The organism is Rhizobium sp. WSM1328 (assembly GCF_057653715.1).
On sequence record NZ_JBYGKO010000003.1, the window covers coordinates 283,934 to 297,898 of the forward strand.

Here is a 13,965-nt window from a genome sequence, read left to right on the forward strand (position 1 = left end):
ACCAAACAAGAGGCCGTCCCAAAAGGGCGGCCTCTGCTCAGTGATCATCCCAGTCTCGTTCCGTTGGCGGTGAGATAAACAGCATAAAGAGACGTGCTTGCAGTGATGAAGAGGCGGTTCAGTTTCTCGCCGCCGAAAGTCACGTTGGAGACGCCTTCAGGAATATGGATCTTGCCGATCAACGTCCCATCCGGATCGTAAGCGTGCACACCATCGCCGGCGCTCGTCCATATCCTGCCCTTGCGATCGACACGAAAACCATCGAACAGACCTGCACTACATTCTGCGAAAACGCCGAGATCGGTCAGCCTCCCCTCATTCGAGACCGCGAGCTTTCTGATATGACGCGGACCGCCGGGCAGATGCGTTGCTCCGGTGTCGGCAACGTAAAGCAACGTCTCGTCGGGGGAAAAGGCCAGTCCGTTCGGCTTGACGAAATCGGAGGTCACCTGATCGGTGGTACCTGTTGCCGGATCATGCCGGTAGACGTGGCATCCACCGATTTCCTCTGCGCCGTAGTCGCCCTCATAATCGTGGAGGATGCCGTAGCTCGGGTCGGTGAACCAGACGGTCCCATCGGACTTGACGGTGACGTCGTTTGGAGAATTGAGCCGCTTGCCTGCAATTCGATCGGCCAGAAGGGTGACCCTGCCGTCGAAATCCGTGCGCGTGACACGGCGCGTCAGATGCTCGCAGGTAATCAGCCGACCCTGATTGTCGACAGTGTTGCCATTCGAATTGTTGCTGGGCGAGCGGAAGACCGACGTCTGCCCGCTGGCGTCGTCGTAGCGCATCATTCGGTTGTTGGGGATATCCGAGAAAACCAGATACCGCCCGGCGGCAAACCAGGCCGGTCCCTCCAGCCAGCGGCCGCCGGTCCAAAGACGCTCGACGCGGGTGTGCCCGACGAAGCAGCTTTCGAAACGCGGGTCGAGAACCTCAAACCCCGTACCGTCAATTTGCCCGAACATGATACTCCTCCATTGCGCTCAGATTGTTATCGATATCATCATGTCGTGTTTTGACGGCTTCGTACAGACGCCGATCTGCCGGCCCTTGCCAAAATTCCCAAGGAAGCTTGCTTTCTGGGCGTTGGAATGGTGTGTTTTTGCAGTAATATCGATTGTACGATGATAACGATAACTTTATCGTCTCTTGAACTACCCAATTCGGAAGCTTGTTTGAAAGCGGAGACCAGTGAAAAACGAGGATGAGCCGAAAGTCAAACGTCTCAAGCCGGGAGACGCTCAAAAGCTGACGATGGCGGAGGTCGCCAAATATGTCGGCGTTTCTGCCATGACCGTTTCGCGTGCCTTTCGCCAGGACGCAAGCGTTTCCGAGGAGACCCGAAAGCGCATCATGGAGGCGGTCGACGCACTCGGTTATGTGCTCGACCTGTCTGCCGGCAGTCTTTCGTCAAGGCGAAGCGGCTTCATCGCTGCCCTGGTGCCCTCAATCAACAATTCGAATTTTTCCGACACTGCGCGGGGCATGACCGATGCACTGGAAAATACCGGCCTTCAGCTCCTCCTCGGCTATACCGACTATTCGTCGGAGAAAGAGGAAGAACTGATCGAGGCTATGCTGCGCCGCCGGCCGGAAGGCATCATCCTGACCGGTGGCTCGCATACGGCGCGCGCGCGGCGCATGCTGGCAAAAGCCGGCATTCCCGTTGTCGAGACCTGGGAGCTTCCGGAAGATCCGATCAATCAGGTTGTCGGCTTTTCCAACAGCGAGGCGATGGCCCTGTTGGTGCGGACGCTTGCCAGTCAGGGATATCGGAAGTTCGGCTATATCGGTGGAACGACGGCGCGCGATACGCGCGGCAGCCAGCGGCGAAGCGGTTTCCAGAGAACAGTCGAAGAACTGGGCCTCGGACCGGGACGAATGATTTCCTTCGGCGTGCCGCCCATCACCATGGAGCAGGGCGGCCAGGCGATCGTCAGCCTGCTGGAACGCTGGCCGGACACGGAAGTGGTTCTCTGTGTCTCCGACCTTTCCGCCTTTGGCGCCATCATGGAATGCACGCGCAGGGGAATGAAGGTTCCAAGGGACATCGCCATTGCCGGTTTCGGCGACTATGAGATCTCGTCCATCTGTCATCCGCGCATCACCACCATCAATGTGGATTGTTATGGCATCGGCCGTCAGGCCGCCGCCCGCCTGCTGGATACCCTCCATACCGGCGAGGCGACCGGCGATGAGATCACGTTGACCGGCTACAAGGTTGTCTTGCGCGAAAGCACGGACCGCAACGGCGCACCGACAGCTTGAGTACTGCGGCGCGGCGCGTCTTTTCGGATGCGCGGCGCTGTAACACTTTGAATGGCTGCAAGGATCATGCAGTCGGTCAGAAGGCGATCTGGACTTTCATGGACTTGCTGCGATCGCCGGCCAATTCGAAGGCGGCGACGGCCTCTTCAATCTTAAAGACACCTGTCAGCAGCGGCTTCAGATCGACGCGACGCGCGTTGATCAGTTCGACGGCGAGCGCAAATTCCTCGTGAAAACGGAATGTGCCGCGCATCTCGATTTCCTTCGCAACGATCATATTCTGCGGAATGGAAACATCGCCGCCAAGGCCGAGCTGCACGAGAACAGCGCGAGGCTTAAGCGTTTCTAGGCCCGAGCGCACCGCCCGCTCATTTCCCGACGCTTCGAACATGACATCGAAATATCCCTTTTCGGCACTGTAGGCCGCGAGGTCGGAAGCATGCGTGGCAACATTGATCGTTCGGTCGGCGCCGCTGGTGCGCGCAATCGCCAGAACGCTGTCGGTCACGTCGGTCGCGACGATCTCACGGGCGCCGAGGACGCGCGCCGCGACGATCGCCAACATCCCAATGGGGCCGCAACCGGTGACCAGCACCCGTTTGCCTAGCAGCGACCCGGCGCGGTTTGCCGCATGCAGCGTCACCGCAAAGGGTTCGGCAAAGGCGGCCTCGTGAATGGAAATGCCGTCCGCGACCTTGTGGCACTGCCAACGCTCCGCCACCAGCCGCTGGCGAAAGCCGCCCTGAATGTGCGGCATCGGCATGGCACTGCCGTAGAACCGCATGTTGAGACAATGGTTTTGCTGCCCCTTCAAGCAATATTGGCAATGGTTGCACGGCCGGCTCGGTGAAACCGCGACACGGTCTCCGACGGCAAGATCGGCGACGCCGGAACCCAGCGCCTTGACCGTGCCGGCGATCTCATGGCCAAGGATCATCGGTTCGCGCAGGCGAACGGTGCCGAAACCGCCGTGATTGTAATAATGCAGGTCGGAACCGCAGATGCCGCCGGCTTCGATGGCAATCTCCACCTGCCCGGCGCCCGCAACCTCCGGCTCGCGCTCTTCGATCCTCAGATCCTTGGCGGCATGAATGACGATGGCTTTCATATCGGGGTCCTCACACGACGGGAGTTGGAAGAGCGCTACCGGCAAAATGCGCAGCGAGATTGTCTCTGACGAGTTTGCCCATGGCCTTGCGGGTTTCGACAGTGCCAGAGCCGTGATGGGGCTGCAACACGACGTTTTGGAGGGTCAGGAAACGTGCATCGATCTTGGGTTCGTTCAGGAAGACATCAAGGCCCGCAGCCTGAATGGTGCGGTCTTGAAGGGCTGCGATCAGCGCCTCTTCGTCTACGGTCGTTCCGCGCGAAACATTGATCAAGATGCCGTTCGGACCGAGCGCTTTGAGCACCTCCGCATTGATGATCTTCATGGTCGCCTCCCCGCCGGGAACGATGACGATCAGAAAGTCGGCCCAGTCGGCAAGCGCGACAAGGTCGGGCTCGTAGGCGTAAGCAACATCCTGGTGATCATGGCGGGCGAAATAGGAGATGTCGCAGCCGAACGCGGCAGCCCTCCTGGCGATCGCCTTGCCGATCCGCCCCATGCCGGCGATCCCGACCTTCTTGCCCGAGACGCGCGTCACCAGCGGCATCGCGACGCTGCCCCACTGGCCGGAGCGGACGAAAACATCGGCCTGCGGGACCTGCCTTGCCGTCGCAAGCAGCAGTCCGATGGCGATATCGGCGACATCTTCGGTCAGCACATCAGGGGTGTTGGTGACGCGAATGCCGTTGGCGCGGGCATAGGACAGGTCGATGGCGTCGGTGCCGACGCCGTAACAGGAGACAATTTCCAGTTTCGGCAATTGCGCCATCAGCTCTGCGGACGCTCCGAGTTCGCCCCGGGTCGCTATGGCGCGGATATCCTTGCCGACCCTGGAGATCAGCTCGTGCCGATCTGCCGCTTCCCACAGGCGATGGATGCGGTAGTTCGCCTCCAGATCCACCATGTCCCATTCCGGATAAGCTCCGGTCATCAAGATTTCTACCTTAGGCATTCCGTTTCCATCCCGCATTTTGACAGTTGATTATGTTATCGATAACATATAATTCGGAAAAGCGATGTCAAGTGAGTTTCACCGTCAGCGGCAGTTGAAGCCGTCGCCCGCGGCGAAACCGGAGGAGTTATTTGCATGAAGAACCTGTTCGATCTTACCGGACGGCGTGCCTTGATCACCGGCTCGAGCCAGGGGATCGGCTATGCGCTGGCCGAAGGCCTGGCGCAGTATGGCGCCGAAGTCATCATCAACGGCCGCACGCCCGAAAGCGTCAACCGCGCGGTCGAGAGCCTCAAGGAGGAAGGCCTGTCTGCCCATGCGGCGATCTTCGACGTGACCAGCAAGGACGCTGCCAAAGTGGGTATCGACGCAATCGAAGCCGATATCGGGCCGCTCGACATCCTGATCAACAATGCCGGCATGCAGTTTCGCACGCCGCTGGAAGATTTCCCGGCGGACAAGTGGGAGCTGCTGCTGACCACCAATATTTCGAGCGTGTTCTACGTCGGCCAGGCAGCGGCCAAACCCATGATTGCCCGGGGACAGGGCAAGATCATCAACATCGCCTCCGTGCAAAGCGAACTGGCGCGCCCCGGTATTGCTCCCTACACCGCGACCAAGGGCGCGGTGCGCAATCTGACCCGCGGCATGTGCGCCGACTGGGCCAAGTACGGCCTGCAGATCAACGCGATTGCGCCGGGCTATTTCAAGACGCCGCTCAATCAGGCGCTTGTCGACAATCCCGAGTTCTCGTCCTGGCTTGAGAAGCGAACGCCGGCCGGACGCTGGGGCAATGTCGATGAACTGGTCGGCGCCGCCGTTTTCCTGTCGGGCCGCGGATCGTCCTTCATCAACGGGCACACGCTCTATGTCGACGGCGGTATCACGACCTGCCTCTGATAGAGACGAGACCATGGATTTCGACAAAAAGGCGCCACCTCTGGCCGTCGTCGTCATGGGCGTCAGCGGCTGCGGTAAATCTTCGGTTGGAGAGCATCTCGCCGCTCGAAACGGCGTGCCGTTTCTGGAGGGCGACCAGCTCCACCCGGCTCAAAACGTCGAGAAGATGGCGCAGGGCATACCGTTAACCGACGACGACCGCCTGCCGTGGCTTGACCGGATCGGCGAGGAAATAAGGACCGCGCAAAAAGTATCGCAAGGGCTGGTGATTTCCTGTTCGGCGCTGAAGAGAAGCTATCGGGACAGGTTGAGTCAAGCGGCGGACGGGCATCTCGCCTTTGTTTTCCTGGAAGGATCCCGCGACCTGTTGCTGTCGCGGATGCAGGCCCGTCAGGGCCATTTCATGCCCGCGACTTTGCTCGACAGCCAGTTGCAGACGCTGGAGCCGCCGACCGGTGAAGCTAATGTCGTGACGGTGGCGATCGATAACGCGTTGGATGATATCGTGGCACTGGCTTGCAAGGGACTGAGCGGCATGGCCGTCAAGGGAGGAGATTATCATGCAGGATGACTACAGAGCAGATGTCGCCGTCATCGGTGCCGGCATCATGGGAACGGCGATCGTCACCCGATTGATCGAAACCGGGCATAAGGTCTCCGTCTTCGACCTGGACACCGAAAAAGTTGCGGCTTTAGAGGCCAAGGGCGCACGCGCGGCCGGCTCCGTGGAGGAAGCGGTCTCACGGTCGGCATTTTGTGTGCTGAGCCTCAATCACGCCAACATCGTCCGCGCTGTCGTCTTCGGCGAAAAGGGCGTTGCGGCGGCGGCGGATGCCGACAAGGTGCTGATCGATATGTCCTCGATCGACCCGGCCGACACGGCCGACATGGCGACGCGGCTGCGTCGAGAAACCGGCATGGCATGGGTGGATTGCCCGCTTTCCGGCGGCGTGCCAGGTGCGCTGAGCGGACGCCTGACGATTATGGCCGGCGGCAGCTCTGAGGATTTCGAACGGGCACGCGTGGTGATGCGGCATCTTGCCACCAATTACACGCTGATGGGTGTATCCGGCGCGGGGCAGACTACGAAGCTGATCAATCAATTGTTTTGCGCCGTGCTGTTTCAGGCCGTCGCGGAGGCGGTCAAGCTCGCTGAAGCCGGCGGCGTCGACCCGGCCGCCATTCCGGCCGCCCTTGCCGGCGGCAGGGCGGATAGCCGCATATTGCAGGAATTCATGGCGAAATTCGCCGCCCGGGATTTCTCGCCGACAGGCAGAATCGACAACATGTTGAAGGACCTGGATTCGCTTCAAGCCTTTGCGCTGAAGACGAAGACGCCACTGCCGATGACTGGCTCGGTGGTCGAGATTCACCGTCTGCTCTGCGCTGCCGGGCTTGGGCCAAAAGACTCGGCCGAGATGATGCGCCTTCTCGACGGATTCCAAACCGACTGACGCCAATCTCCAGTTAAATTCGGGATCGCCATCTTTCCGCTTGACCACGCATAAATGTTATCGATAACATACACCCATGAAAACCGCAGCTTTGGGAGGAGCCACAGTGGAAGCCAAGAGACTGCTGGAATTCCAGTCGATCACCAAGAGCTTCGGCGGAACGCAGGCGCTGCGCGACGTCTCGATTGACCTGCGCGAAGGAGAAATCCTCGCGCTGCTGGGAGAAAACGGCGCCGGCAAATCGACGCTCATCAAGACACTTGCGGGCATCTACAAGCCCGATAGCGGCGACATCCTGTTTCGCGGCCAGAGCTACCATCATCGTCCCCCGAAGCCGAACGAGCGGCAGCCGGTTGCCTTCATCCACCAGGATCTCGGTTTGATCGAGTGGATGACGGTCGGCGAGAACATGGGCCTGTCGCAGGGCTTCTCGATGCGTCGCGGCCTCATCGATTGGAGAAGGACGCAGGCGCGCGCCAACGAAGCCTTGAAACTGGTCGGTTGCGACTTTGACCCCACGACGCGGGTCTCGGCATTGTCGCGAACCGAAAAGTCGCTTGTCGCCATCGCCCGTGCACTTGCCGTCGAAGCCGACGTGCTGGTGCTCGACGAGCCGACGGCGAGCCTTCCCGCCGATGAAGTCGATCGGCTGTTCAATGCGATCCGTCCGTTGAAGGATCGTGGCGTCGGGATGATCTACGTTTCCCACAGGCTGGACGAAATCTTCCGGATTGCCGATCGGGTCGCGGTTCTGCGCGACGGATGCATGGTGGGACAGAAGCCCGTCAGCGAGACCACCCCCGAGGAGCTGGTGACGATGATCATCGGCCGCAGCGGCGACAGCCTCTTTTCCAAGACGGCGATCACGCCCGGCAAGGCGATCGTTGAGGTCCGCGATCTCGTCTGCGCCGGCACAGGCCCGATATCCTTCGATATCCGCGAGGGCGAGCTTCTGGGACTGGCTGGATTGCGTGGCGCCGGTCAGGAACGGATCGGCCGCGCCCTGTTTGGTTGCGAGCCCTTCAACGGCTCGGTTCTGCTGCATGACGAGGCCCCCGACCTTTCCAGCCCACGAGGGGCAATGGCGTCGGGCATCGGCTTGATTGCCCGTGACCGGACGGAGGAGTCCGTGGCGCTCTCGCTGTCCATTCGGGAAAATACCTACCTTAATCCGGGAGCCGTCGGGCGTGGGCTTTTGTCCTTCCTGTCGCCGCGCGGCGAAGCCGACCTTGCCCATAAGATCGGCCATTCCGTCGGTCTACGGCCGAACGACCCGGATCTGCCGGTGGAGGCCCTGTCGGGCGGCAACCAGCAGAAAGTGGTCGTCGGCCGCTGGCTGGCGACCGGCCGCAAGCTGCTGGTCGCCGAAGATCCGACCGCCGGCGTCGACATTGGGGCGCGTGCGGAGATCTACCGTCTGATCACCCAGGCGCTCGAGGCCGGTCTCGCGGTTGTCGTGGTGTCGACGGACTTCGAGGAAATCGCCCATATCTGCCACCGCGCGCTGGTCTTCTCGCGCGGGAAAATCGTCAGTGAACTGACTGGAAGCGCTCTGACGACGGAGGCGGTCATCACGGCCGCATCCGCATCGGAAGCCGCTTGAGCCATCGGGAGAACAGCCATGCAATCCATTGAATCCACGGCCCTGGAGCCGACCAAGAGCGAAATGGCGGGTCTGTCCACGGGACAGAAGATCGGACGCCTGATCCCGGTTTACGGGCTGGTGATCCTGACCGTCGGCCTGATCGTGATCTTCTCGATCCTTCTGCCGGATACTTTCCCGACCGTGTTGAATGTCCGCTCGATCGTGTCCGACAAGGCTATCATCGCGCTTCTGTCGCTGGCTGCGATGATCCCGATGGCATCGGGTCGCATCGATCTGACCGTCGGCTATGGCATCGTGCTTTGGCACATTCTCGCCATCAGCCTGCAGACGGCCTACGGCCTGCCCTGGCCGGTCGCGGTCGTCATCGTGCTCGCACTCGGTGTTCTGACCGGCTGCATCAACGGCCTGCTGGTCGAGGTTGCGAAGATCGACAGCTTCATCGCGACGCTCGGCACCGGAACGGTCCTATACGCGCTTGCGCTCTGGCACACCGGCGGCCGACAGGTGGTCGGCGTCCTGCCTGATGGTTTCTATGCGCTGAACGGCACCATGCTGTTTGGCCTTCCGATCACCGGCTTCTATGTGCTGCTGATCGCCATCTGCATGTGGATCGTGCTCGAATACCTGCCGATCGGCCGCTATCTCTACGCCATCGGCGCCAATCCGAAGGCTGCAGCCCTCAATGGCATTCCGGTCCGCAAATTCGTGATCGGCGCATTCGTCACCTCGGGGCTGCTTGCGGCCCTGACCGGGGTCCTGCTCGCCTCGAAGCTGCGCATCGGCCAGGCGAGCGTCGGCCTCGAATATCTCCTGCCGGCGCTTGTCGGCGCGTTCCTCGGATCGACGACGATCAAGCCGGGACGGGTGAACGTCTGGGGCACCTTGATCGGCGTCATCATCCTGGCCGTTGGAATATCAGGAATTCAGCAATTCGGCGGGTCGTTCTTCGTCGAACCGCTGTTCAACGGCGTGACCCTGCTGATTGCCATCGGCATCGCAGGCTACGCCCAGCGCAAGCGCGGAGCTGTGAGGAGGATCACACCCGCATCCAAATGAGGATGCCGGCTTATCCCGGCATTTCATAACAAACAAAATGGAGGAGTGAACATGAAGCGCAGAACATTATTGCAGGCAACGGTCGCAACCGTCGCCGTTATGCTCAGCATGCCGGCATGGGCCGATTCAATGGCCGATGCCAAGGCCGTGGTTGAAAAGTATGCTTCCAAGGTGAGCGCTTGGGACGGCCCGACGAGCGGCCCCAAGGGCGCTGCCGGAAAGAACATCGTCATTCTTGCCGGCGATATGAAAAACGGTGGCATCCTCGGCGTGGTCAATGGCGTTCAGGAAGCGGCAGGCGCGCTCGGCTGGACGGTAAAGGCGCTTGACGGCGCCGGCTCGATCGGCGGGCGGACCGCGGCTTTCGGCCAGGCCATGGCGCTGAAGCCGGATGGCATCATCATCAACGGCTTTGACGCGGTCGAGCAGAAGCCGGCGATGGAAGCAGCCAAGGCTGCCGGCATTCCGATGGTTTCCTGGCACGCTGCCTCGGCGGTCGGTCCGGTTCCCGAAGTCGGTGTCTTCGCAAACGTGACTACCGATGCGATGGAAGTATCGAAGTCCGCGGCGGATTGGGCCTTTGCCGATGCCGCCGGCAAGCCGGGCGTCATCATCTTTACCGACTCCACCTATGCGATCGCGATTGCCAAGGCCGATCGCATGAAGAAGGAAATCGAAGATCTCGGCGGCACGGTGCTCGAATATGTCGACACGCCGATCGCCGAAACCTCGCAGCGCATGCCGCAGCTGACCACGTCGCTTCTACAGAAGTATGGCGCGAAGTGGACGCATTCGCTGGCGATCAACGACCTCTATTACGACTTCATGGGACCGTCGCTCGCCTCGGCCGGCATTGCAGGCGATGGAAAACCGGTGAACGTTGCCGCCGGCGACGGTTCGGAAAGCGCCTATCAGCGTATCCGCGCCAAGCAATTCCAAGCCGTCACGGTCGCCGAGCCGCTCAACCTCCAAGGCTGGCAGCTCGTCGACGAATTGAACCGCGCCTTTGCGAAAGCGCCATGGTCCGGCTACGTGTCGCCACTCCATGTGGTGACCAGCCAGAACGTCGAGTTTGACGGTGGGCCGAAGAACAGCTTCGATCCCGACAACGGCTATCGCGATCAATACAAGAAAATCTGGGGCAAATAACCCTTCCAATCGGGGCGTATCGATCGATACGCCCCGACCTCACGATAACACGCCAACATCGATCCAGCTCCGGCGAGTTTTGGAAAAGAGAACCTATGATCATTCGTTATGCTTTGTTTGAAGGCGAAATCCATCCCGGTAAAGAACGGGAATTCCGCGAATTCGTGCGGCAGCGGCTCGTCCCTCTCTGGACGAAATTTCCAGGCGCCGAGGAAATCCGGGTGCTGGACGGGATGGAGCGCGACGAAGGCGCCCCGATCTATGCCATGGCGCTCGCCATTCGGTATCCCGATATGGACACGGTGAGCACGGCACTTCTCTCCGATGTGCGGTCGCAGAGCCGTGAGGTCACCGGCGAACTCCTGCAGCTCTTTACTGGCAAGGTGCATCATCACGTCTTCTCGGCCAACGAATACGCGCCGCATAGCGCCTGACACAGGCGATCCCGACGTCCGCGACGGCTTGGCGTCTGAAGGGCGGTCACTGCGGTTTGCTGCCAAGCCTTTATCAAGAGCAGGGTTAAACAAGGCCCCGTAAAGCGCCGTGGACGAACGTCCCAGGCGCTTTTTTCACGCCTGGATACATCGACCCTCGTGCCGACGCGCCGGACGCGGTGGTTTCGGTTTCCCGCCTTTTGAGCACAATTTTTCACCAGCGCCACTTTCATTAAACTAAATAATCTATCGATTTAGTAGATTACATTCCATCTTACCGTGCATCGCTCCTGCAATCAGCAATCGGAAACGGGAAGATCGACGATGACATTGGCAAAGACATTCAAAATTGCGTTGTTCAGTCTGCTTGGTCTCAGTGCCATTCACGGTCCGACGGCAGCCGAGGCAGACGCTCCCCTGCTTCCCAAAGTGCCGCCGGGCACAGTGCTGACGATCGGCGATCCGGTCACGCAGAAAGCGCTCGAAGTGTCCGGCCTCGGCAAGGAGCTCAGTTTCGAGGTCAAATGGGCCAATATCAGCGGCGGGCCGCAGACGTCGGAAGCTTTCCGCGCCCATGCACTCGACGTCGGGTCGGTGGCCGAGATCCCTTCGATCTTCGCCAACTGGAACAATCTGCCCGTCCGCAACATCGCCTATCGCGAACGCCGTGACCCGATCGCCAATCCGATCTACCGCTTCGGCATCGCGCCAGGCGCGGCCGTGAAGACGCTCGCGGACTTCCGCGGCAAGCGCATCGCCTTCAGCCCGGGTCAGGCACAGGGCACGCTCGTTCTACGCGCCCTCCGTGCCGCAGGCTTGAAGAGCGGCGACGTCACTCTGGTGGAACTGCCGAGTACCAGTGACGTCTACCCGAAGGCACTGGCGAGCAAGCAGGTCGACATCGCACCGCTCGGCGGCGTCTACATCAGGCGCTACATCACCCAATACGGACCCGATGGCGCGACCCTCGTGGAACATGGCCTGCGGGATGATCCGAGCCATCTTTATGCGCCGCAATGGGTTCTGGATGATCCCGCCAAGGCGGCAGCTCTCGCCGAATACGTCGGCCTGTGGGCACGCGCCACCGAATGGGTGAACCGGAACCCGGACCTCTGGATCAAGGAATATTACGTCGGTCAGCAGGGGTTGAGCCAGGAGGACGGGGAATATCTCGTCAAGCTGACCGGCGAACAGGTCGTTCCCAGCGATTGGAGCGAAGTGAAGAAGCGCCACCAGGAAACCATCGATCTACTGGCAGACGAGCTCGGCAACAAGCCCCTCAATGTGGAGCAGATTTTCGACAATCGCTTCGAAAAGCTCGGCGCCGCGGCCTTGGCCAAGAGCCAGTAACGCTCGACACCCCTTCGGAGAGGAGATTTGAAGCATGGCAACCACTTGGGATGCAGATGAGGCGAAACTGTCGCGGTCGTCCGGCGGTAGAATTGTGCGGGCAGGTTCTCGCCTGGTAAAACCGGCTGGCTCCGTTGGCCCGCGAGCCAGGCGCAGGTTAGGCCCCGGACCGGCGATCCCTTTCGGACTGCAGATCGGGCCGGCATTACTCGTCTTGACCTGGGTCGTCGGCTCGGCGCTCGGATGGATCGACCCGCGTATCCTGTCGGCGCCGTGGACGGTGGCCGAGGCTTTCGTAAGGCTCATTGAGCAGGGTCGCCTGCAGGATAACTTCGTGACGTCGGCGACACGCGCCCTGCTCGGCCTTAGCATCGGTTTGCTGATCGGCACGATCCTGGCGTTGATCGCCGGCCTTTCCCGGATCGGCGAAGCCCTGATCGACGGGCCGGTGCAGATCAAGCGCGCGATACCGACGCTGGCCCTGATCCCTTTGTTGATCCTGTGGTTCGGCATCGGCGAGAGCATGAAGGTTACGACCATCGCGCTTGCCGTGATCGTGCCGATTTATATCCACACCCACAACGCGCTCCGCAGCATCGACAGCCGTTATGTCGAGCTGGCCGAAACCCTGCGGATGGGCCAGAAGGACTTCATCCTTCAGGTCGTGCTGCCGGGTGCTTTGCCGGGTTTCCTTCTGGGTCTGCGGTTTGCCGTCACCCTCTGCTGGGTTTCTCTCGTCGTGGTCGAGCAGATCAACGCCACCAGCGGGCTCGGTTACATGATCGATCTTGCCCGAAATTACGGGCAGACCGATGTCATTCTCGTCGGCCTGGTGGTCTATGTGCTGCTCGGTCTCGTCTCGGACGGTCTCGTCCGCCTGCTTGAACGGAGGGCACTCTCATGGCGCCGCACCCTGGCAAACTGAAGCCCGCAAACAAAGCCGTCCACGTGCGAGACCTCGCACGGCGGTTTGCGACGAAGACGATCCTCGACGGCGTCGATCTCGATATCGAGGAAGGCGAATTCGTTGCCCTGCTTGGCCGCAGCGGCTCCGGCAAAAGCACGTTCCTCAGGGCTCTTGCCGGTCTCGATCACGGTGTCGAGGGAACGGGCACCCTCGAGACGCCGGAGAGCCTTTCGGTGGTTTTCCAGGATGCCCGCCTGCTGCCGTGGCGCACCGTCATCCAGAACGTCACGCTCGGCTTGACCGGCGCCTCCGGCCAGGAGGCCGGGCGGAAGGCTTTGGCGGAGGTAGGACTTGCAGGTCGGGAAACGGCGTGGCCGAACCAGCTTTCGGGTGGCGAGCAGCAGAGGGTCGCGCTTGCCCGTTCGCTGGTGCGCGAACCGGCCCTGCTTCTCGCCGATGAGCCGTTCGGCGCTCTCGACGCACTGACCCGGCTGAAAATGCACGATCTGCTGCGGGAGTTGTGCGCAAGACATCGTCCTGCCGTGCTGCTCGTCACCCACGACGTCGATGAGGCGATTTCGCTGGCCGACCGGATACTGGTTCTCGACGAAGGGCGCCTCATCGAGGATCTCAAGATCGATCTGCCGACGCCGCGTGATCACGGCGATCCGCGCTTTGCTCAAACCCGCATCCATCTCCTCAGCCGGCTCGGGGTCGAGCTTCCGGGCCGCAAGGCCGCCTGACATCAGCAACAGTTCAATTTGATGAGGATAAG

Annotated in this window: 14 protein-coding genes; 11 read left to right on the top strand and 3 right to left on the bottom strand. The window is 60.9% G+C overall.

Annotation, left to right across the window (positions count from 1 at the left end):
* Positions 1-44 precede the first annotated feature (44 nt).
* The gene (locus AC2444_RS28930) at positions 45-971 is read right to left on the bottom strand and encodes an SMP-30/gluconolactonase/LRE family protein (protein ID WP_012760676.1); all 927 of its coding nucleotides are present in this window, start codon (positions 969-971) and stop codon (positions 45-47) included.
* A gap of 226 nt (positions 972-1,197) precedes the next feature.
* Here AC2444_RS28930 and AC2444_RS28935 point away from each other — a divergent pair, with 226 nt between their 5' ends.
* Positions 1,198-2,274 carry a LacI family DNA-binding transcriptional regulator gene (locus AC2444_RS28935; protein WP_003555512.1) on the top strand — a complete coding sequence of 359 codons (1,077 nt, stop codon included), beginning with the start codon at positions 1,198-1,200 and terminating at the stop codon, positions 2,272-2,274.
* A 76-nt stretch (positions 2,275-2,350) separates the two neighbouring features.
* Here the strand turns inward: AC2444_RS28935 and AC2444_RS28940 are convergent, their stop codons facing one another.
* Both AC2444_RS28940 and AC2444_RS28945 read right to left on the bottom strand, forming a co-directional pair.
* A complete protein-coding gene (locus AC2444_RS28940) occupies positions 2,351-3,382 on the bottom strand; it encodes an L-idonate 5-dehydrogenase (RefSeq protein ID WP_017997608.1) in 1,032 nt (343 codons plus the stop codon).
* Positions 3,383-3,392: 10 nt separating this feature from the next.
* Entirely contained in the window at positions 3,393-4,334 is a 942-nt protein-coding gene (locus AC2444_RS28945) for a 2-hydroxyacid dehydrogenase (protein WP_003555510.1), read from the bottom strand.
* 135 nt (positions 4,335-4,469) lie between these two features.
* Here AC2444_RS28945 and AC2444_RS28950 point away from each other — a divergent pair, with 135 nt between their 5' ends.
* The 10 genes from AC2444_RS28950 (at position 4,470) to AC2444_RS28995 (ending at position 13,933) form a co-directional block, all read left to right on the top strand.
* Complete coding sequence (locus AC2444_RS28950) at positions 4,470-5,234, top strand: SDR family oxidoreductase (protein ID WP_128449424.1); 765 nt, start codon at positions 4,470-4,472, stop codon at positions 5,232-5,234.
* A 13-nt stretch (positions 5,235-5,247) separates the two neighbouring features.
* The gene (locus AC2444_RS28955) at positions 5,248-5,805 is read left to right on the top strand and encodes a gluconokinase (RefSeq protein WP_128449423.1); all 558 of its coding nucleotides are present in this window, start codon (positions 5,248-5,250) and stop codon (positions 5,803-5,805) included.
* Positions 5,795-6,688 carry an NAD(P)-dependent oxidoreductase gene (locus tag AC2444_RS28960; protein WP_128449422.1) on the top strand — a complete coding sequence of 298 codons (894 nt, stop codon included), beginning with the start codon at positions 5,795-5,797 and terminating at the stop codon, positions 6,686-6,688. Before AC2444_RS28955 ends, AC2444_RS28960 begins: the two co-directional genes overlap by 11 nt.
* Positions 6,689-6,794: 106 nt before the next feature.
* Entirely contained in the window at positions 6,795-8,291 is a 1,497-nt protein-coding gene (locus AC2444_RS28965) for a sugar ABC transporter ATP-binding protein (protein ID WP_128449421.1), read from the top strand.
* Positions 8,292-8,309: 18 nt separating this feature from the next.
* The gene (locus AC2444_RS28970) at positions 8,310-9,350 is read left to right on the top strand and encodes an ABC transporter permease (protein WP_003555504.1); all 1,041 of its coding nucleotides are present in this window, start codon (positions 8,310-8,312) and stop codon (positions 9,348-9,350) included.
* A 51-nt stretch (positions 9,351-9,401) separates the two neighbouring features.
* Complete coding sequence (locus tag AC2444_RS28975) at positions 9,402-10,499, top strand: ABC transporter substrate-binding protein (RefSeq protein WP_003555503.1); 1,098 nt, start codon at positions 9,402-9,404, stop codon at positions 10,497-10,499.
* A 95-nt stretch (positions 10,500-10,594) separates the two neighbouring features.
* Entirely contained in the window at positions 10,595-10,933 is a 339-nt protein-coding gene (locus AC2444_RS28980) for a hypothetical protein (RefSeq protein ID WP_128449420.1), read from the top strand.
* A gap of 324 nt (positions 10,934-11,257) precedes the next feature.
* Positions 11,258-12,283: an ABC transporter substrate-binding protein gene (locus AC2444_RS28985; protein WP_003555501.1), complete on the top strand. Its 1,026-nt coding sequence runs from the start codon at positions 11,258-11,260 to the stop codon at positions 12,281-12,283.
* A gap of 34 nt (positions 12,284-12,317) precedes the next feature.
* Positions 12,318-13,208: an ABC transporter permease gene (locus AC2444_RS28990; RefSeq protein WP_003555500.1), complete on the top strand. Its 891-nt coding sequence runs from the start codon at positions 12,318-12,320 to the stop codon at positions 13,206-13,208.
* Positions 13,184-13,933 (top strand): ABC transporter ATP-binding protein, encoded by a 750-nt coding sequence (locus tag AC2444_RS28995; RefSeq protein ID WP_003555499.1) that lies wholly within the window; start codon positions 13,184-13,186, stop codon positions 13,931-13,933. The genes AC2444_RS28990 and AC2444_RS28995 overlap by 25 nt, the downstream gene beginning before the upstream one ends.
* The last annotated feature ends 32 nt before the right edge of the window (positions 13,934-13,965 follow it).

Excerpts from the sequence above, each read along its gene's own strand:
- AC2444_RS28950 (WP_128449424.1), top strand. The coding sequence starts at position 4,470 with ATGAAGAACCTGTTCGATCTTACCGGACGGCGTGCCTTGATCACCGGC.
- AC2444_RS28980 (WP_128449420.1), top strand. The coding sequence starts at position 10,595 with ATGATCATTCGTTATGCTTTGTTTGAAGGCGAAATCCATCCCGGTAAA.
- AC2444_RS28975 (WP_003555503.1), top strand. The coding sequence starts at position 9,402 with ATGAAGCGCAGAACATTATTGCAGGCAACGGTCGCAACCGTCGCCGTT.
- AC2444_RS28960 (WP_128449422.1), top strand. The coding sequence starts at position 5,795 with ATGCAGGATGACTACAGAGCAGATGTCGCCGTCATCGGTGCCGGCATC.
- AC2444_RS28945 (WP_003555510.1), bottom strand. The coding sequence starts at position 4,334 with ATGCCTAAGGTAGAAATCTTGATGACCGGAGCTTATCCGGAATGGGAC.
- AC2444_RS28930 (WP_012760676.1), bottom strand. The coding sequence starts at position 971 with ATGTTCGGGCAAATTGACGGTACGGGGTTTGAGGTTCTCGACCCGCGT.
- AC2444_RS28970 (WP_003555504.1), top strand. The coding sequence starts at position 8,310 with ATGCAATCCATTGAATCCACGGCCCTGGAGCCGACCAAGAGCGAAATG.
- AC2444_RS28990 (WP_003555500.1), top strand. The coding sequence starts at position 12,318 with ATGGCAACCACTTGGGATGCAGATGAGGCGAAACTGTCGCGGTCGTCC.
- AC2444_RS28995 (WP_003555499.1), top strand. The coding sequence starts at position 13,184 with ATGGCGCCGCACCCTGGCAAACTGAAGCCCGCAAACAAAGCCGTCCAC.
- AC2444_RS28955 (WP_128449423.1), top strand. The coding sequence starts at position 5,248 with ATGGATTTCGACAAAAAGGCGCCACCTCTGGCCGTCGTCGTCATGGGC.
- AC2444_RS28940 (WP_017997608.1), bottom strand. The coding sequence starts at position 3,382 with ATGAAAGCCATCGTCATTCATGCCGCCAAGGATCTGAGGATCGAAGAG.
- AC2444_RS28985 (WP_003555501.1), top strand. The coding sequence starts at position 11,258 with ATGACATTGGCAAAGACATTCAAAATTGCGTTGTTCAGTCTGCTTGGT.